This is a genomic window from Pseudomonas sp. (genome assembly GCF_030684895.1).
Classification (GTDB): Bacteria; Pseudomonadota; Gammaproteobacteria; order Pseudomonadales; family Pseudomonadaceae; genus Aquipseudomonas.
In genome coordinates this window covers 25332-44736 of record NZ_JAUXXP010000090.1, presented here as the reverse complement: position 1 = coordinate 44736, position 19405 = coordinate 25332, and the positions used below count along the sequence as shown (strand labels likewise).

At 62.0% G+C, this 19405-nt stretch carries 15 protein-coding genes; 7 read left to right on the top strand and 8 right to left on the bottom strand.

Going from position 1 to position 19405, the window contains the following annotated elements:
• Positions 1–80: 80 nt before the first annotated feature.
• Positions 81–1088: a nucleoid-associated protein YejK gene (gene yejK / locus Q8M42_RS19800; protein WP_304864746.1), complete on the bottom strand. Its 1008-nt coding sequence runs from the start codon at positions 1086–1088 to the stop codon at positions 81–83.
• A 381-nt stretch (positions 1089–1469) separates the two neighbouring features.
• On the opposite strand from yejK, the gene Q8M42_RS19795 reads away from it, so the two are divergent.
• On the top strand, positions 1470–3080 hold the full coding sequence (locus tag Q8M42_RS19795) for a M28 family metallopeptidase (RefSeq protein WP_304864744.1): 1611 nt from the start codon (positions 1470–1472) through the stop codon (positions 3078–3080).
• Positions 3081–3169: 89 nt separating this feature from the next.
• On the opposite strand, the gene Q8M42_RS19790 is transcribed toward Q8M42_RS19795, so the two are convergent.
• Complete coding sequence (locus Q8M42_RS19790) at positions 3170–4495, bottom strand: TAXI family TRAP transporter solute-binding subunit (protein WP_304864742.1); 1326 nt, start codon at positions 4493–4495, stop codon at positions 3170–3172.
• 215 nt (positions 4496–4710) lie between these two features.
• The gene (gene yjeH, locus Q8M42_RS19785; RefSeq protein ID WP_304864740.1) at positions 4711–5979 is read right to left on the bottom strand and encodes an L-methionine/branched-chain amino acid transporter; all 1269 of its coding nucleotides are present in this window, start codon (positions 5977–5979) and stop codon (positions 4711–4713) included.
• Between the two features lie 127 nt (positions 5980–6106).
• On the opposite strand from yjeH, the gene Q8M42_RS19780 reads away from it, so the two are divergent.
• From Q8M42_RS19780 to Q8M42_RS19760, 5 genes are all read left to right on the top strand, one after another.
• A complete protein-coding gene (locus Q8M42_RS19780; RefSeq protein ID WP_304864738.1) occupies positions 6107–6526 on the top strand; it encodes an Lrp/AsnC family transcriptional regulator in 420 nt (139 codons plus the stop codon).
• Between the two features lie 2 nt (positions 6527–6528).
• Positions 6529–7749 (top strand): exonuclease subunit SbcD, encoded by a 1221-nt coding sequence (gene sbcD, locus Q8M42_RS19775; RefSeq protein WP_304864736.1) that lies wholly within the window; start codon positions 6529–6531, stop codon positions 7747–7749.
• Complete coding sequence (locus tag Q8M42_RS19770; protein WP_304864734.1) at positions 7746–11180, top strand: AAA family ATPase; 3435 nt, start codon at positions 7746–7748, stop codon at positions 11178–11180. Before sbcD ends, Q8M42_RS19770 begins: the two co-directional genes overlap by 4 nt.
• A 273-nt stretch (positions 11181–11453) precedes the next feature.
• Entirely contained in the window at positions 11454–12245 is a 792-nt protein-coding gene (locus tag Q8M42_RS19765; protein WP_304864732.1) for an ABC transporter substrate-binding protein, read from the top strand.
• Positions 12246–12295: 50 nt separating this feature from the next.
• On the top strand, positions 12296–13615 hold the full coding sequence (locus Q8M42_RS19760; RefSeq protein ID WP_304864730.1) for an AarF/ABC1/UbiB kinase family protein: 1320 nt from the start codon (positions 12296–12298) through the stop codon (positions 13613–13615).
• Here the strand turns inward: Q8M42_RS19760 and Q8M42_RS19755 are convergent.
• Entirely contained in the window at positions 13612–14754 is a 1143-nt protein-coding gene (locus Q8M42_RS19755; protein WP_304864728.1) for an ABC transporter substrate-binding protein, read from the bottom strand. The genes Q8M42_RS19760 and Q8M42_RS19755 overlap by 4 nt on opposite strands.
• A gap of 121 nt (positions 14755–14875) precedes the next feature.
• Entirely contained in the window at positions 14876–15670 is a 795-nt protein-coding gene (locus tag Q8M42_RS19750; protein ID WP_304864726.1) for an ABC transporter substrate-binding protein, read from the bottom strand.
• A 367-nt stretch (positions 15671–16037) separates the two neighbouring features.
• Between Q8M42_RS19750 and Q8M42_RS19745 the strand changes: the two genes are divergently transcribed.
• Positions 16038–17276: an SLC13 family permease gene (locus Q8M42_RS19745; protein ID WP_304864724.1), complete on the top strand. Its 1239-nt coding sequence runs from the start codon at positions 16038–16040 to the stop codon at positions 17274–17276.
• Between the two features lie 103 nt (positions 17277–17379).
• On the opposite strand, the gene rlmF is transcribed toward Q8M42_RS19745, so the two are convergent.
• From rlmF to Q8M42_RS19730, 3 genes are all read right to left on the bottom strand, one after another.
• Positions 17380–18408, bottom strand: a complete 1029-nt coding sequence (rlmF, locus tag Q8M42_RS19740) for a 23S rRNA (adenine(1618)-N(6))-methyltransferase RlmF (protein WP_304864722.1) — start codon at positions 18406–18408, stop codon at positions 17380–17382.
• A 90-nt stretch (positions 18409–18498) separates the two neighbouring features.
• On the bottom strand, positions 18499–19062 hold the full coding sequence (locus Q8M42_RS19735) for a VTT domain-containing protein (protein WP_304864720.1): 564 nt from the start codon (positions 19060–19062) through the stop codon (positions 18499–18501).
• A gap of 15 nt (positions 19063–19077) precedes the next feature.
• The gene (locus Q8M42_RS19730) at positions 19078–19374 is read right to left on the bottom strand and encodes a winged helix-turn-helix domain-containing protein (protein WP_304864718.1); all 297 of its coding nucleotides are present in this window, start codon (positions 19372–19374) and stop codon (positions 19078–19080) included.
• Positions 19375–19405 lie beyond the last annotated feature (31 nt).

Genomic DNA, 19405 nt, shown 5'->3' with positions numbered 1-19405 from the left:
GGAGTTTACTGGTGTAAATGAGCATTTTGAGCCTGTTTTTAACGCCGCATCGGCAACGTAGGTAGTTTTTCAGCGGCCTGTTAGTTCTTGCGGCGCTTTAGCTGATCGGTGAGCTGCGTCGGCAGATTGCGGATCACCAGGGTGTCGCTGCTTTCGTCGTACTCGATCTTCGAGCCCAGTAGGTGCGCCTCGAAGCTGATCGACAGGCCTTCGGCGCGCCCGGTAAAGCGCTGGAACTGGTTAAGGGTGCGTTTATCCGCCGGGATTTCCGGCGACAGGCCGTAGTCCTTGTTGCGGATATGGTTGTAGAAGGCTTGCGGGCGTTCCTCGTCGATCAGCCCGGACAGCTCGGTCAGGGTCATCGGCTCGCCCAGCTTGGCCTGGCTGCTGGCGTAGCCGACCAAGGTCTTGGTCTTCTCGCGGGCTTGTTCTTCGGGCAGGTCTTCGCTTTCCACGAAGTCGCTAAAGGCTTTCAGCAGGGTGCGGGTTTCGCCGGGGCCGTCGACGCCTTCCTGGCAGCCGATAAAGTCGCGGAAGTATTCCGAGACCTTCTTGCCGTTCTTGCCCTTGATAAAGGAGATGTACTGCTTGGAGTTGGCGTTGTTGCGCCACTCGGAAATATTGATACGAGCCGCCAGGTGCAGCTGGCTCAGATCCAGGTGCTTGGCGGCGGTCACGTCCAGCGCCTCGTTTACCGCCACGCCTTCACTGTGGTGCAGCAGGGCGATAGCCAGGTAATCGGTCATGCCTTGCTGGTAGTGGGCAAACAGCACATGGCCGCCGGTGGACAGGTTGGATTCTTCCATCAGCTTCTGCAGCTGCTCCACGGCCTTGCGGCTGAACGCGGCGAAATCCTGACCCTCGTCCAGGTAGTGCTTCAACCAGCCGCTGAACGGATACGCCCCGGATTCCTCATGGAAAAACCCCCAGGCCTTGCCCTGCTTGGCGTTATAGCTCTCGTTAAGGTCGGCGAGCATGTTCTCGATGGCCTGCGAGGCGGCCAGTTCGGTATCCCGGGCATGCAGCACGGCGGGCGTGCCATCGGGCTTCTTGTCGATCAGGTGGACGATGCAGTGGCGGATCGGCATGGGGCTAGGTCTTCAGGTCAGTCGCAGGGCGTGTGAGGGCTCCTGGGTTGTTGGCGAGGCCAGCCCGGAGCCGATCTATGAAATGTGCGCAGAGTTTACCTGAGTACGGGGCTCTCTCCATCTGTACGCGCGCCACAGCGGGCTGTTAACGCCCTGGCACCAGTTATCGCCGATAGATGGGCACGGCGTGCGATGCTGGCCAATTGCTCCCATATTCGTCGATAAGTTCTTATTTTCAAGAAAATTGTAGATATCGGTTCGCGCAGATGAATATCCACGTCTAGGTTATGTAGCGTCCACACGACGCAGTAAAGGGACGTATCGCGGCGGTGTCACAAGCGCTGCCGCACCTAAAAACTCCATATATGGATTGGAGGCAGCATGCATAACAAGATTGTGAAAAGCGGTCTGATTGTTGGAAGCCTACTGGCGGCGATCTCGGGCGAGGTGCTCGCAGAGTCGAACAAAAGTAGCAGCCAGCTGTTCAATGCGTTTTGGAGTCCGACCCGCTTGGGTCCTTTGGAATGTCGTTTTGGCCTGCTCAATAGCACGACATTGGGGTTGCCGCGCTGTATGCAGGCGAGCAACACCTCCATTCACCTGCAGATGTTCAAGGATATTGCCCAGGCCAATGGCGGCAATCGCGCTGCGGGCTTGCCCGGCTATCAGCGCTCAATCGACTACGTGAAATCCACCCTGGAAAGTGCCGGTTATCGCGTAGAGGTGCAGCCGTTCCCCTTCACTGCCTACTACCCGAAAGGGCCGGGTGAACTCCAGGCCTTGGCGCCGACTCCAGCGCAGTTTGAATGGGACGTGGATTTTACCTACCTGTCGCAGACCGAAGGCGGTGATGTCAGTGCACGGGTGGTAGCTGTGGATATCGCACTGGGTGCGGGCAACCTGTCGAGCAGTGGTTGCGAGGCGGAGGATTTTCTTGGCTTCCCCTCCGGGGCCATCGCCTTGCTGCAACGCGGCAGCTGTAACTTTCAGCTGAAAACGGAGAACGCAGCTGCGGCCGGAGCCTCAGGGGTGATCATCTTCAACCAGGGCGACACTGAAGACCGCAAGGGCCTGCTCAACGCCACGTTGGGTGACAGCTATGCCGGCGGTATTCCGGCCTTCTTCGCCACCTATGCGGTCGGGGTCGGCCTGGCACAGAGTGCTGAGAGCCAGGTGCGTATGCAGGCCAAGGTGGTGCGCGAGCGCACACAGACCTTCAACCTGATCGCCGAGAGCCGTTACGGTAATGCCAACAATGTGGTGATGGCAGGGGCTCACCTCGACTCGGTGTATGAGGGTGCCGGCATCAACGACAACGCATCTGGCAGTGCCGCGTTGCTGGAGTTGGCGTTGCAGCTGCAGAAGGTGCGGCCGAAGAACAAGCTGCGCTTTGCCTGGTGGGGTGCCGAGGAGTCGGGGTTGGTTGGTTCGACTTATTACGTCAATCAGCTACCGGCCGAGCAGAAGAGCAAGATCAAGACGTACTTGAACTTCGACATGATCGCTTCGCCAAACTTCGCCTATTTCATTTATGACGGCGACGGTTCTGCGTTCGGTCTGCAAGGCCCGCCCGGTTCGGCGGCCATCGAGAAGCTGTTCGAGGAGTACTACAAACTGCGCGGCTTGCCGTCAGAAGGCGATGAAATCACCTTCCGTTCGGATTACGCGCAGTTCTTCCTCGACGGCATCGCTTTCGGTGGCTTGTTTACCGGTGCAGAGGTGCTGAAAACTCCGGAGCAGGCGAGCCGCTATGGTGGCACTGCGGGCGTCGCGCTTGACCCTTGCTACCACGACAGCTGCGATGACCTGAACAACATCGCCCAGCGTGCCCTGGAGATCAACGGCGACGCCATGGCCTTTGTGACCAGTTGGCTGTCCTCCTCCACCAAGGTAGTGGATGACCAGATCGAAGCCGCCAAGGCCGGGAAGAGCTTGGCGCGCAGTGCGCAGAGCTACGACATCACTCATTGGGGCAAACACTGGGTCAAGTAATCGGCTGAAATGCAAAACCCCGCCAGGGCCCAGCTCTGGCGGGGTTTTCTTTGTCTGCATCAATCTGGCTGGCGGCTTGCTCTGCGGGCTTAGCTGGCCGTCAACTGGCGCTGCTTTAGCGCATGCAGCCGCTCGATCATATAGCGCAGGTGCATATGCAGTTGGTACAGCTCGCTGGAGTAGGACAGCGGCACCTCGACCCGCGCCAGTTCGTCTTCCAGGCGTTCCAGGCGAGCGATTTCGGCATCCAGGTCACTGGGCAGCTTGCCCTTGTACAGCTGCTGGTCGATCTCGCGTAGGTGCTTGTACCAGCGGTAGATGCGTGCGCGGATGCGCCACTGGTAGATCGGTCCCACGGCCTTGAACAGCGGGAACAGCAGGACCAGCAGCGGGATGGCCAGGATGATGTAGCGGTCAGCCAGCGAGGCGATGCGAAACGGCAGGTAGCGCTGCAGGATTGGCAGGCCCTTGTCGTAGTAGTAATCGGCTTCGCTCAGGGTATTGAGTGACAGCGGCGGCTTGGCCGGGTAGCTGCCGGCTGGGTCGAGCAGGCTGCCGTTTTTCAGCACAGTCTTCGCTGCTTCGAGAATCAGCGGGGTGAGTGACGGGTGGAATTCTTCGCCAGCGACCAGGGTGGCGACCGGGCCGAGGGTGACGATGTCGCGATCCGGGCTGTTGTGTGCCATATCGAGCATGCCTTCGCCCACCTGCAGCTGGCTCAGGTACGGCAGGCGCGCCCGATAGGCTTCGGTGCGGCGCAGGCTGACCAGGCGCACCTTGGGCTCTGCGGCCAGGCGCTGAATTAGCGCATTTTCCGCCGGGCCGATAAAGAAGGCAGCGTCCAGTTGGCCGGCAATCAGCGCATCGGCGGCGCGGCTGCCGCCCAACTGCTGCCAGCGCTCGGGGTATTGCGCGGGCTCGATTCGATTGGCTGCAAACAATGCTGCAGTCACCGCCTGGGTGCCGCTACCCGGCGAGCCAACCGCCAGGCGCAGTTTCATCAGATCGCTCAGGCGCTCGAATTTGACCTTGTCGCTGAGAAACAGCCACAGCGGCTCGCGGTACATCACCCCCAGGCCATTGAGCGTGCCGCGCGCCTCGTCGCTCAGGGTCAGTTCCTGGCCGCTCTGCACCAGCGCCAGTTCCACTTCACCCGTACCGAGTTTGCTTAGGTTGTCCTCAGAGCCCGCGCTCTCTACCAGTTCCAGGGTAAAGCCCTGCAACTCCAGCTCGGCTCGCAGACGCTGGCCAAACCCATGGTAGCCACCACCCACGGCGCCGGTCGCCATACGCGCATGCATCGGTGGCGGCGGGGCGGCGAAATAGAACAGCGCGCCGACCAACCCGGCCAGCACCGGCACAATCCACAGGTTGGTGAGGATGAGGATTTTCAGGTCATGAAGAATGCGGCGCATGGTCAGTCCTTGTCGTTAGCAGGGCTCAGAATAGCCGCAATAAGTGGCCAAGCTAAGAACCTGTTTATGATCTGCTTCGCGTCGGCCCTGCCGCGTTAGAACCAGGTTCGGAATGCTCATGTACAACAGTACACTCCGCTTCCTCGCCTGTTTCTGCCTTGCAGGACTCTAGCTCGCGAGATCGTAAATCAGGTTCTAAATGCCAAATACGTATCTCAGCTGCTTGCGCCAGCCAGGCGCATGCTGCGCTGCTCGCGCCAGCGATCCAGCAACCCGAGCACCACCAGCAAGCCCAGGGCATACCCGGCATCCATACCCAGCATCAGCAGCACCAGGGCGCACAGCAGGCAACTGAATACGGCCAGAGCGCGCCAGATACCGCGTAACAGCACCGCGCCTGCGGCCATGCTCAGCAGGTAGATCACCACAAAATTACCGTTGGCGTAGCGGATCAGGTCATCCACGGTCAGGTCGAGCATGCTGGCCAGGCTGGCGCACAGGGCGCAGCTGAGGATCACCAGCAGCAGCGCGCGGGCCGGTACGCCGTGCTTGTTGCGTTGAGCCAGGCTGGCGGGCAGTTTGCCTTCGTCGGCCAGGCTCCAGATCAGCCGGGCGAAGCCCTGCATATAGACGTTCATCGAGGCGAAGCAGGCCAGATAGCCCACAGTAGCGGCGATCCAGCGTGCCTGGTCGCCCAGCAGCAGGTCGAGCATACGCGGCATGGATGCCGCATCGGTCTGCACATCGCCGTAGGTATGCAGGCTCAGCACCGCCACCGAACAGGCCCAGTACACCAGGCCCGCCAACAGTACGCCAAACAGCAGGGCCAGGGGGAAGTCGCGCTCGGGGTTCTTGAATTCCTCGCCCATATGGGTAAAGGCCTCGATGCCGACAAAACACCAGAACATCACCCCCAGCGCCGCCGGTAGCAAATGCCAGGAGCCGCTAATCGGCGGTAGTAGCGGCTGGCTGCTGATGGGCAGATCACCCGCCCACCAGATCAGCGCGATGGTGGCGATAATCGCCACGGCAATCGCGCCCTGAATCATCCCGCTGGCCTTGGCCGGGCGCTGGCCGAGCAGCAGCATGGCCGCCAGGGTGGCGAGTTGAATGGCCAGGGCTTGGCCACGGCTGAGATCGAACAGCGCCTGCCAGAAGCCGCTGGCGATATTCAGCGCCGCTGGCAAACCCACCGGCAGCACGGCAAGAAACAGCAGGGCGCTTAGGCGTTCCATCCGTGCACCGAAGGCGCGGCCAATCAGATGCGGCGCGCCGCCAGCGTGGGGGAAGTGGCGGCCCAGTTGGGCAAAGGTAAAGGCCACCGGCAGCACCAGGGCGATCAATAGCATCCAGGCCCATAACGACGCTTCGCCAGCGGCTGTGGCCGCCAGCGCCGGGATCACGAAAATCCCGGTGCCCAGCAGTGAAGTGCTTAGCAGGCCAATCCCTTGCAGCAGGCCCAATTCCTGGTTCAGACGACTCATGTTGTATGCTCTGCGGTTTCGTCCGCCATGTTAAATCGCCCACCTGTTGCAGGCTGCTGGCGAAGCGTCGTCTTTGACCGACGAAGTGGTGGAATTGACCGTCAAATTGCCTTTCTGAGAGCCCCGCGTGGACAAGTTCGATCAGCAGATACTCGCCCTTTTGCGCGCCGATGCGCGTTTGCCCGTCAGCCAGATCGCCCGCGAGGTCAACCTGTCGCGCTCGGCGGTCAGCGAGCGCATTCGTCAGCTGGAGCAGGCCGGTGTGATCAGCGGCTATCACGCCCAAGTGGCGGTTCCTGGGGCTGCTGGGATCAAGGCCTATCTGGAGCTGTTCTATCAGGGCGGGCGCTGCGAGCACTATGTCGAGCTAATGCGCGTGTTTCCCGAGGTGCGCCGTTGCAGCGGCATCAGTGGCGAGACCGACATGCTGGTGTCCATCGAAGCCGCGTCGATGCAGCGCTTGAGCGAGATTCGCGGCGAGATCGAAAACTTCCCCGGTATGCAGAAAGTGAAGACCCATATGGTGGTCAAGGATTGGGTTTTCTAAATATGCGCATCCTGCACACCTCCGACTGGCACCTCGGTCAGCACTTTATGGGCAAGACCCGCCAGGCCGAGCATCAGGCCTTTTGCGCCTGGCTGATCGAGCAGGTGCGCGAACAGGCCGTCGATGCCGTGCTGATCGCCGGCGATATCTTCGACACCGGCGCGCCGCCCAGCTACGCCCGCGAGCAGTACAACCGCTTTATCGTCGAGTTGCGTGGCACCGGCTGCGAGCTAGTGGTGCTCGGCGGTAACCATGATTCGGTGGCCATGCTTGGCGAGAGCAAGACGCTGCTGGCGCAATTGGGTACGCGGGTGATTCCCGGCGTCTGCGAGCAGCTGGATGAGCAGCTGCTGGTGCTGCATCTGCGCGATGGCTCGCCCGGTGCGATTCTCTGTGGCATCCCCTTTATCCGCCCGCGCGACGTATTGCTGAGCCAGGCCGGGCAGAGCGCACAGGACAAACAGCAGTCGCTGCAGCAGGCGATCCAGCAGCATTATCAGGACCTCTATGCCCTGGCCGAGGCCAAGCGTGCCGAGCTGGACGGCGACCTGCCGATTATCGCCACAGGGCATCTCACCACCGTGGGTGCCAGCGCCAGCGATTCGGTGCGCGAGATCTATGTCGGCAGCCTGGAGGCCTTTCCCACCAGCGCCTTTCCGCCCGCGGCCTATATCGCCCTGGGGCATATCCACCGCCCGCAGAAGGTCGGTGGCCTGGAGCATATCCGCTACTGCGGCTCGCCGATTGCGCTGAGCTTCGATGAAGCCAAACAGCAGAAAGAAGTGCTGCTGGTGGAGCTGGATAGCAGCGGCTTGCGCCAGATCACCGCGCTGCCGGTGCCGCGTTTTCAGCCGTTGCTGTCGCTGCGCGGCTCGCTTAAAGAGCTGGATGTGCAGATCAAGCAAGCGGCGGAGCAGGGCAGCGCCGAACAGCCGGTGTGGCTGGAGGTGCTGGTCGGCACCGACGATTACCTAAGCGATTTGCAGCTGCGTATCGCCGCGCTGTGCGAAGGCCTACCGGTGGAGGTGCTGCGTATCCGTCGCGAGCGCGGCAATGCCAGCGCCAGCTTGCAGGGCCAGGCCAAGGAAACCCTGGATGAGCTGAGCGTCGAGGATGTTTTCGCCCAACGCCTAAGCAGTGAAAGCCTGAGTGAGGCCGAGCAGGCGCGCCTGCTGGGGCTGTATCAGCAGGTGGTCAGTGAACTGCGCGAGGGCGAGGCATGAAGATCCTTAGCCTGCGTCTCAAGAATCTCAATTCGCTCAAGGGCGAGTGGAAGATCGATTTCACCGCCGACCCCTTCAAGGACAATGGCCTGTTCGCCATCACCGGGCCAACGGGCGCGGGCAAGACCACGCTGCTGGATGCCATCTGCCTGGCCCTGTATCACCGCACCCCGCGCATGAGCACGGTGTCGGCCAGCGCCAACGAGCTGATGAGCCGGCACACCGCCGATTGTCTGGCCGAGGTCGAATTCGAGGTCAAGGGCGTCGGTTACCGCGCCTTCTGGAGTCAGCGCCGCGCCCGCGACAAGGCCGATGGCGCGTTGCAGGCGCCCAAGGTGGAACTGGCTGCCGCCGATGGGCAGATCATTACCGACAAAATCAACGAGAAGCTGCGCGAGACCGAACGTCTGACGGGGCTGGACTTCGAGCGCTTTACCAAATCCATGCTGCTGGCCCAGGGCGGGTTTGCCGCCTTTCTCGAAGCCAACGCCAATCAGCGCGCCGAACTGCTGGAAGAGCTGACCGGTACCGATATCTACGGGCAGATTTCCCAGCGGGTGTTCGAGCAGTGCCGCGAGGCCAAGGTCGCTCTCGATCAACTGCGCGCCAAGGCCGAAGGTGTTGAACTGCTCAGCGAAGAGCAACGCGCCGAGTTGCAGACGCAGGCCGCGCAACTGGCTATTGATGAAGCCGCCCTCGGCGCTCAGCAAACCGAGTTGCAGCACCAGCGCCGCTGGTGTGAAGAGCTGAGCAAAGCCCAGATTCAGTTGCATGCCAGCCAGCAGGCCGAGCAGGCGGCGCAGCAGGATTTACAGCTGGCCCAGTCGCAGTTGGCGCAACTGGCCGCCGGCGAGCCGGCACTGCGTTTGCAGCCGCTGCACCATGGCTGGCAGCAAGCCCGCCAGAGCCTGGCGCAGACCGAGCAGGCGCTGCAGGAAAATACCGCCGCACAGCGTCAGGTTGAGCAGGCTATCGCCGAGCACACTTGGCAGGCCCGTGAGCTTAGCGCCTTGCTGCTGGCCGATTGCCAAGCACAGCGTCAGCAGCTGGCCGAGCGTTTACAGCAGGTGCAGCAGCAACTGGCCGCACAGCCGCAGCATGGGCAGTTGGGTGAGCAGCTGGGTAGCTGGGGCGAGCAGCTAAAGGCGCGTCAGCAGCTGGCTGAAGAAATCGCCCAGCTGCAACTCAGTCAACAGCAGCTGCAAGAAACCATCGCCGCGTTGCAGGCGCAATTGAGCCAGCAGACTGAGCAACTGGGTGCCGAACAGAATCGCCTGCAGCAGGCCCGCGAGCAGGAAAACGCCGCACAACAGCAACGCGATGCGCTATTGGTTGGGCGCAGCGAAGCGGCCCTGAGGGAGCGCTGGCAGCAGCTGCATATCCAGGGCGGTGTGCTGGCGCAGCTGGGTGAGTTGGCCACGGCGCAGCAGCGTCTGAATGCCGAGCAGACCCAGCTGACAACAGCCCTTGCCAGCTTGCGTGAACAGCACCAGGCCAAAGGCGCCGAAGTGGCGCAGTTGCGCCTGAGCTACAAGGACCTGCAGCAACAGGTACAGGCCCAGGAAAAGCTGCTGGAGCAGGAGCAGCGCATCCAGGCCCTAGAAGCCCATCGCGCCCAGCTGCAACCCGGCGAGGCCTGCCCGCTGTGCGGCTCCGAGTCGCATCCGGCGATCAGCGCCTATCAGGCCCTGGATGTCTCGGCGACCAAGGCGCTGCTCAACAGCAAGCGCACTGAGCTGGAGGCTTTGACCGAACAAGGCCGGCAACTGGCCGGCGAGCTGGAAAAAATCGCCGCGCGCCTGGAGCAGCAGCAACAGCAATTCGAGCGTGGCCAGCAGACCCAGACCGAGCAGGGCGAACACTGGCGGGCGCTTAATACCCAGCTGGAAACCCCGCTGGCCGATGCCGATGCCCTCGCTGAGCAACAGGCGCAACAGAGCGTTGAGCTACAACAGCTGCAGCAGAGCCTCGAGCAGCTGCAACAGCTCAATAGCCACCTCGAACAGTGCCAGCAGGCACGGCTGAATCTGCAGCAGCGCTGCAGCGAACTGGAACAGCAGCAGGCGCTTAATCGCCTGCAACTGCAGCAACGCCAGGAGCAGGCGGAGCAGGGCCAGTTACGCCTGCAACAACTGCAGGACGTTGCGCGCGCACGCAGTGAAAACCTGAGCAAGACTCTGACCAGCTTTGGCTATCCGCTGCCGCAGGATGCCAGCGCCTGGCTGGCCGAGCGCCAGGGTGAGTGGCAACTCTGGCAGCACAACCAGCAGCACAGCCTGGATTTACAGCGCCAGCTCAGCGAGCTGGAGCATGGCCTGCAGGCTGCTGTGCAACAGGCTCAACTCTGGCAGCAGCGTTGGGCTGCCCTGGGCCTGGCCGATCAATCGGCCTTGGCCAGACCCGTCGATGCCCAGGCAGCTTTACCGCAGGCGCAGGTGCAGCTGGAAGACGCGCAACGCCGTCAGCAGCAATTGGCCGGTAGCCGCCAGGCCCTGGCCAGTCGACTGCACGATGAACAAGCGCGTCTGCAGCAGGCCGAGCAGCAGTGGTCGGCGGCTCTGGCCGCCAGTCCCTTTAACGATGAAACCGATTACCTGGCCGCCCTGCTGGATGAGGCGCAGCGCGCTGCGTTGCAGCGCTTGCGTCAGCGCCTGGACAAAGCCTTGAGCGATGCCCAGGCCCTGGCCAGTGCCGCCGCACAGCAACTGGCTGCCCTCCAGGCCAGCCCGGCCACCGCGCTTAGCCTGGCGCAACTGGACGAACAACTGCTCGCCCTGGGCGGCCAACTTAAAACCCTGAGCGAACGCCAGGGCGAAATCCGCGCCCAGCTGCAGGGTGACGACGCGCGCAGGCAAGGTCAGCAAAGCCTGTTTGCCGCGATCCAAGCCAAGCAGGGCGAATACGATTTGTGGCAGCAACTCAACAGCCTGATCGGCTCGGCGGATGGCGCCAAGTACCGCAAATTCGCCCAGGGTCTGACCCTGGATCATCTGGTCTACCTGGCCAATCAGCAGCTCGAACGCCTGCACGGACGTTATCAGCTGGCGCGGCGCAGCAGCGGCGAACTGGAACTGGAGGTGATCGACACCTGGCAGGCCGATGCGGCGCGTGACACCAAGACCCTGTCCGGCGGCGAGAGCTTTTTGGTCAGCCTGGCCCTGGCCTTGGCGTTGTCCGACCTGGTCAGCCACAAAACCAGCATCGACTCACTGTTTCTCGATGAAGGCTTCGGCACATTGGACGGCGAAACCCTGGAGGTGGCCCTGGACGCCCTGGATAACCTCAATGCCAGCGGCAAGATGATCGGCGTGATCAGCCACGTCGAGGCGCTCAAGGAGCGCATCCCGGTGCAGCTGAAAGTTCACAAGGGTGTGGGCATGGGCTACAGCGGCCTGGATAAGCGCTTTGCGGTGAGTGCGCGGGACAATTGATCTGCGCCAGCGTTGCTTGGGCCATGCCTACCTATACTGAAGCCTAGGAGCCTGTCGGACTTAACGCTGTTCTACTGCGGCAACGCCGGATCTGGTCATTTTTGCTGCTTTCCCTCGTTAAATAGCCAGCTATTCGCCTCGGAAAACCAGCAAAACTGCCTCAAGCCGGGCTTTCCCTCGCTACGAACGGTTAAGCCCGACAGGCTCCTAGCGCGCAGGAAGCCGCACTCACCATCAGGGAACGACGCTCTCCACTGCCTCGGAGCATTGCACTTGGCCAAGTTGTTGATCTGCCTGCTGTGCTGCTATTGCCTGGTTGTTGATACCCATGCAGCCCCGCGCTCGGCCCAGACCTTGACCCTCTGTTATGAGGATCAGAACTCCTACCCCTGGGTGATGACTGACGGCAGCGGGCTCAACCTGCAGTTGCTGCGTCTGGTCGCCGATGCCTTGCCGCTGCAGTTCAACTTCGTTGCGGTGCCCTGGAAGCGCTGTTTGTCTGGCATGGCTCAAGGCACCTATGACGGCGCCTTTGCCTCCAGCTTCAAAGAGGAGCGTTTGCTTCTCGGTCGTTACCCACTGGATGCCGATGGCCGGTTGGATGAACGCAAACGCCTGCACACCTCGATCTATGCCCTGTACCGGCGCAAGGGCAGCCCAGTGAGCTGGAACGGCGAGGAGTTTCGCCAGTTGCATGGGCGGGTGGGGTCTCTGAGCGGCTTTTCGATTGTCGACTTTATTCGCGCCCAGGGCGCCGAGGTCGATGAAACCAGCCGCGATCCTTTGGCGCTGCTACAGATGCTCAGTCATAAGCGCATCGAAGCGGCGGCGCTGCAGAGCCTGCGCGGCGATTTCGTGCTGCAGGCCAATCCTGCGCTGGCGGCGCGGCTGGAGAAGGTCAAGCTGCCGCTGGAAGAGAAGGCCTACTACCTGATGCTGTCCAATGCTTATGTGGCGACCAACCCCGCGTATGCCGCGCGTATCTGGGATGAAATCGAGCGTCAGCGCGAGTCGGTGACCTATCTGCAGCAGGTGCGGGATTTTCTGGCACGCTCGCAGCCCTGAGCCGCTTAGTGCTTAGTGCTTAGTGCTTGGTGCCTGTCAGGCGCAGGCGCATGATCGTGCTTCGCCTCGATGAGTATTGCCGCATGGCCAAGCCTCCCGCCGCTCCACCGTCTGCCTCTGCACTGGGGCGCTTTCTCACGTTGGCGGGCACTGCCACGCGTATCGGCGGCAGCGTGCTGGGACAGCGCCTGCGACCCGGGCGCAGCGGCATTGACTGGCAGCCGGTGGGCGATCTGCTCACGGATGTGCTGGGCGAGATGAAAGGCCCGGTACTCAAGCTGGGGCAAATGGCCTCGCAGTGGCAGGGTGTGCTGCCTGAGCCGGTGGCAGTGGCGTTGGCCTCGCTGCAGAACCGTGTGCCGGCCTTGCCCTTCAGCGCGCTGCGCGGGCATTTGCAGCAGGTGTATGGCGCGGACCTTGGGCAGTTTTTTCAGCAAATCGACGAACAACCCTTTGCCGCAGCGTCCCTCGGCCAGGTGCACCGCGCCGTGGCGGCGGATGGCCGGGCGCTGGTGCTCAAGGTGCAATACCCGGGCATCGCCGAGATCTGCCAGGCGGATCTGCGTCAGCTGCGCCGTTTGTTGCCGCTGGGGCGCTTGTTCCGCGCGCCCGCCGAGCAGCTGGAGGGCCTGTATCAGGAACTGGCAGCGGTGATCGAGGCCGAGCTGGATTACCCGGCGGAGATGCGCCGCCTACAGGACTTTCGCGCGCATTTCGCCGATTGGCCGGGCCTGCGTCTGCCGCAGCCGCAGGCAGACCTGTGCCGCCCCGGTGTACTGGCGCTCAGCGAGGAAGCCGGCTTGCCGTTTGCCGAGGTCAGCCAGGCCAGTGCCGAGGTGCGTGAGCGCCTGGCCCTGACCCTGGTGCGCTGGCTGAGTGCCCAGGCCTTTGAGCTGGGCCTGCTGCATGCCGATCCGCATCCGGGCAATTTTGCCTACACCGTTGCCGGTGAACTGGTGGTCTATGACTTCGGTTGCGTGCAGGCGCTGTCTGCGCCATTGCTGGCGGCCTATGTGCAAACCTACAAGGCGTTGCAGGCCCGCGACGGCGAACAGCTGGAAAAGGCCTTCCAGGCGCTCGGCACACGCCAGCCGCAATCCACCACGCCCTATGGTTTGTACCGTCAGCTGCATGGCTTGCTCGGGCCGCTGTTGCAGCCAGGAGTGCATTGGGATTTTGCCGCCACGCCGCTGCATGAGCAGGTGCAGCGGCTGTTGCCTGATGTGCTGGGTGCCTTGGGCAGCCTGCAACCGGCGCCGGCCACCTTGCTGGTCAATCGCACGCTGGAAGGGCACTACTGGAACCTCAGCCGCCTCGGCGTGGCGCTGCCGGTGGCCGACCTGTTGCAGGTGCAGCTGGCCGGGCGCTAGCGCATGCGGGTAACAGGTATGGCTTGGCCATTCTCGATACGGGTCAGGTATACCGCGCTGGAGCCCTGATGCTGACTGCGCGAGAACGCCACCTTGAAGCCGCCCAGATCCGTTTTGAGGTGTTCCAGCGCGTCAAGAAACGCCTCCCGTGTCGGTTCCGCGCCGGCCGTGCGCAGCGCCTGAGTAAACACCGCCGCGCCGATATAACCCTCCAGCGAAGCATGGTCAAAGTCGCCGGGCTGCATATCGGCCTGATAGGCCCGCACCAGCGCCAGCGAGCTGTCGTGCGGAGAGGGCACCACCTGGGAGATATACACCCCGTCGCCGTCATTGCCGGCCTCGCGGATAAAGCCCTCGGTGCCGATAAATGACACCGTCATAAACCGCGTGTTGAAGCCCAGCGCTTTTGCCTGCTTGATCGCGGCCGCCAGTTGCCTGTAGGTGCCGACAAAGAACACCGCTTCCGGTTGCGTAAGCTGCAGCGCCTTGATGGCCGCGGTTACGTCCAGCGAATTGCGCTGGATGCGCGCCTGCGCATAAATCGTCAGGTCACGCTTGAGTAGGGCGCCGTTAAGGCCGCCCTTGACCGACTCACCGAAGGAGTCGTCCTGCATCAGGATGGCGATCTTGCTCAGCTTGAGGTCCTCGGTCATGCGTTCGACCAGTTGTTCGGTTTCCTCGATATAGGAGGCGCGAATATTGAACACCCCAGGTCTTGCCGGTGTGCGCAGAAACTCGGCGCCGGTAAAGGGGAACAGGTAAGGCACCTGCGCCCGCAAAGCCAATGGCACAGCGGCACGCGAGGTGGGCGTGCCGACGTAACCGAGCAGGGCGAACACCTGTTGGGTTTTCAACAGGCTGCGGGTGTGTGCGGCGGTCTGGCTGGGCTCGTAGCCATCGTCCCGGCTGAGCAGGTTGATCCGCCGACCATGTACCCCGCCTTCGGCGTTGACGCGCTTGAAGTAGGCCTGGGCGCCATTGAGCATGCCTAACCCCAGGGCAGCCGCCGGGCCGCTCTGCGCGTTGACCATGCCGATACGCACTTCATCCGTGCTCAGGCCTGGCTCCGCTGCATTGGCAAAACCTGGCGTCAGCAGGCAGCTGATCAGCAGGCCACGCAGCAGCTGTCGAGAAGTCATCGATAAGCTCCTTGCCATGATCGTAGGCCGCTGCAGGGCCCGCTCGTCCATTTCTTCTTATTCTGGATGTGCATGTGATCCTCTAAAACACTCTAGTCAGTTGTGCATAAAAGACCGGGCTTTACTCGCTTGCCGGTGATGCTGACGGCTCCTGCTGGTACTTGCCTTGCTGTAGATCATCGAAATAACGCTGATAACGGCCGCTGTCACGGTAGAGCTGCAGGCGTTTATTGAAGCGTTCGAGCAGCGCCGGGCTGCCTTCCAGGCTTTTGGGCAGCATCAAGTAGCTGAGGTTGACCAGCAGTGGTTTGCGGTGATGGGTGATCTTGGCCTGATCTTGCGCACTGAAGTGGCTGCGCAGGGCGGCGTAGCCGACGTTCATCTCCTGCGGGTAGAGCACCACGCGCTCCTTGAGCAGCTTGTCGAAGTTCTGCTGGTCGTTGGAGACGCGCTCGATCTTCACCTTGTTCTCGGCGAGAAAGGCATCGAACTGCGGGCCGTAGCTGTATTCCAGGCCACCGCCCAAGGTCATACCGGTGAGGTCGTCAAAGGTCTGCCAGTCGAAGGGCAGGCTTTTCAGGTGAAAGAACACGAATTGTTCATCGAGCAGTGGCGCGCTGAACAGAAAGTCCGCCTCGCGCTCTGCTTTGTGCATCCACACTGCGGTGCCATCAAAGCGGCCCGCCGCCGCCGCTGAATAAGCCCGTGGCCAGGGCAAAAACTGAAAGGTGACGCGATAACCCTCATCGGCCAGCAGGTCGCTGATCAGGTGGGCGATGACTCCGTTATGTTGCAACTCGCTGGACAGATAGGGCGGCCAGTCGCCGACGCTGATCTTCAGTTCCGGCTGTTCACTGGCTTGCGCGGGCAGGCCCAGCAACAGGCAGAGGGCGACGAACAGGTTTTTCCACTTCATTTATACCCCTTAGTTGCAACCGCAAGAGCAGGTGCGCGTTGGCCCATAACGCAGTAATAGCACTGCAATGGCGCAGATGAAATGCCATTAAAACGTCATCTTGTGGGTAAGTATTTCCGTGGATGTGCCCAATTTGCCTGCCTTTGCATGAAGGATAGTTGCTGCAGCGCGAATCCTTACACTTTGTGCGCTTTTTACTCAGGTCGCTGCTCACTGTCATGTAGCAGAAGTTGTAGCGCAATATCAGGGCACAGGCTGCCAGTGCTCTATTTGTCTCTGCTAAAGCCTGTTACGGCTAGCCCGCTAACGGCAGTGCCATTACAGTGCTGCAGCGCAATTGCGCGGCGGTAATGGGGATGGCTGCAGCATGACCTTCTGGGTCGTTTCACTTTTGTTTGTATTGACCTACCTGGGCATGGCCGCAGGGGGCATTCGTGGCCTGCGCGTCGATCGCAGCTGGATTGCCGGCTGCGCGGCGGTGTTGCTGCTGGTCAGCGGCGTGCAGTCACCTGCTGATGCGGCCAGCCACCTGGATGCCGGCGCGCTGTTGCTGCTGCTGGCGTTGATGCTGATCAGCGCGCAATTCGATTTCTCCGGCGTATACGCCTGGCTTAATCAGCAACTCAGCCACTATGCCGAGCAGCCGGCGCTGCTGCTGTTGGGCGTGGTTGTGCTGGGCGGTGTGCTGTCGGCGCTGCTGGTCAATGACATCGTTGCTTTCGCTCTGACCCCGCTGCTGTGCCATAGCTTGCTGGCGCGCGGCCTCGACCCACGGCCGTTTCTCCTGGCGTTGGCGCTGGCGTGCAATGCCGGCTCATCCGCCAGCCTGATTGGTAATCCGCAGAACATTCTGATCGGTCAGGCCGGTGGCCTGGACTTCTGGTCGTATACCTTCATCGCCGGTCCGCCGGCACTGGCGGCCTTGGCCATTACCTACGCGGTGATCTGGCTGCAGTGGCGCAAACGCTGGGGTACGGCCAAGCCGGCGCTGCAGGAAGAAACCCCGGTGCAGCATATTTACGGTGTACGCAGTTACCTGAAACCCTTGCTGGCCAGCCTGGTGCTGCTCGGGTTGTTTTCCACGAGCCTGCCGCGGGAGATTTCTGCGCTGCTGATTGCCGCCTTGGTGATGATTTCGCGGCGGGTGGACAGCCGCGACTATGTGCAGAAGGTCGACTGGAACCTATTGCTGCTGTTTGCCGGGTTATTCGTCGTTACTGGCGCGGCGATGAGCCTGCCGCAGGTCGCTGGTATGGCTGGTAATCTGGCCGAGCTGGGCCTGCTGCCGCACGGGGTGATCACCCTGGCGAGCCTATCCTTGCTGGCCGGCAACCTGATTGGCAATGTGCCCTACGTGATGTTGCTGCTGGGCGTGTTGCCGGATGCCAGCGAAACCTTGCTGGTGGGTCTGGCGATCATGTCGACCCTGGCCGGCAACTTGCTGCTGATCGGCAGTGTGGTCAACCTGATCGTCGCCGAAAGCGCGCGGCGTCAGGGTGTACCGCTGAGCTTTGTCGACTTCGCCCGCAGCGGCGTGCCAGTGACCCTGCTGAGCATGGGCGTGGCGGGGGTGTGGCTGGCGTTGGGCGGTTGGCTGCCCTGGTAGGCGTAAGCCGTAGCCCGGATGCAATCCGGGGCGCTTTGCTGGCCGCAAGATTCACTCCCGGATTGCATCCGGGCTACGTGCAACGCGTCATCGCGTTGCCAGCCTACGACCAGCGGGCTTTGCGCCAGGCCTGCTGCTGCTCTGGTGTCTGGAAGGTCCAGGCAACAAAGCGGCTCTGCTTCTGGCCCTGGGCCATTTCCACGGTTTGTACCTGGAGTGCGCCGGCTTTCTTCAACTCGCTGTAAACGCCCGGTAGGTTGCCGGCCTTGGAAATCAGGCTGCTAAACCACAGCACCTGCTGACCCACCGCGACACTTTCCTTGATCAACTGGCTGACAAACGCCGCTTCACCACCCTTGCACCACAGCTCCGCCGCCTGGCCGCCGAAATTCAATACCGGCAGTTTGCGCTTGGGGTCGAGCTTGCCAAGGTTGCGCCATTTGCGTTTGCTGCCGCTGCTGGCTTCTTCCGCGCTGGCATGGAAGGGCGGGTTGCACAGGCTCAGGTCGAAACGCTCATCGCTCTGTAGCAAGCCCTGGAAGATATGCGCGCTGTCGCGCTGCTGGCGCAGCTCAATCGCCTCGCCCAGGCCCGGGTTGGCCTGCACGATGGCCTTGGCCGAGGCGATGGCACTGGCGGCGATGTCCGAGCCGAGAAACTGCCAGGCGTATTCGCGGTTACCCAGCAATGGGTAGATGCAGTTGGCGCCCACGCCAATATCCAGTGCACGCACCTTGGCCCCGTGCGGGATCTGACCGCCATTGCTGGCGGCCAGCAGGTCGGCCAAGTAATGCAGGTAATCGGCGCGGCCGGGGATCGGCGGGCACAGGTAATCCGCCGGAATATCCCAATGACTGATGCCATAAAACTGCTTGAGCAGCGCCCGGTTGAACACCTTAACCGCCGCCGGATTGGCGAAGTCGATGCTCTCATTGCCATAGGGATTAATGATCACAAAGGCCGCCAGCTCCGGGCTGGCCTTGATCAGCGCGGGAAAGTCATAGCGCCCCTGATGACGGTTGCGTGGGTGCAACTGGCCCTTGGCTGCATCGGGCTTGCCGGCAGCAGATTTGCTGGGAGCAGGGCGCGGCGCGGCGGGTTTACGGCTGGGGCGTTTCGGCGGCAGGGACATGGCAGGCAGATCGCAGGCTTGGGGCGCGGGATTTTCCCACAGCTGGGCGCCGCTTGCTTGTCGAGCTTATGTAAACGCGCAATGCCCGCTCTAGTGGGCAATGTTCAGCAGCATGGCCAGGTAATCGAAGAACACGCAGTACAGGGCAATCGGCAGAGGCAGGCCGAGCAGGGTGCCGAGCAGGTAGGTGCGAAAGCGTACGCCGGACAGGGCCAGTGCATAGTTCAACGCCGGTACGGTCTGAAACAGTATGCGCAAGATAATGATGCTGGCCAGTGGGCGGCGGTCGAGACCGCTTAGCAGGCGTTGCGCCAGGGGATTGTTCAACTCGCGCAGGGCGTTACCGCCCAGATAGCGAATGGTGATGTAGGTGACGATGCAGGACACGCAGGCCGCTACATAGGTGACGATGCCGCCATAAATCTGCCCGAGTGCCAGCACTGCAGCTGCGAGAAATACCCAGCCGGGAATCTGGATCAGATTGCCGAGGGCAAACAGCAGAATAAACAGCAGCAGGCCGGCGACCGGGTGCATAAGAATCAGCGCCTGCAAGGCATCCAGGCTGAACTGTGCACGGATACCCAGGGTTTCGAACAGCACAAACAAGCTGAGCAGAAACACAATGACCAGCAGTAGGCGGCGGGAGCTGCGCATGGCGGCCTCGGCAGTTTAGGGATAGCCCAGCACGGCCTTGATCTGCGCCAGGTTGGCGGCAATCCACTGGGGGTTGATCGCGCCCCAGTCGAGAATTTCATAGTGGCCAGCGTTGTTTCGTTCGCCGTTTTGTTGGGCGAATGCGCATTCGATATCCAGTTCGGTCAGGGCGCTTAGGGTGTCCTGGGCGGTGCGCCGTGGCATGCCGGTGGCGGCCATCAGCGCCGGGACGCTGGTGGCGGCGCCGCTGTCGATCAGCCAGGCCACATACAGGCGGCGATAGAAGCTGCTGCGGGTTTTACTGACTTCCATAAGAGCTCCTGCATGAGGCGGTTGCTACAAC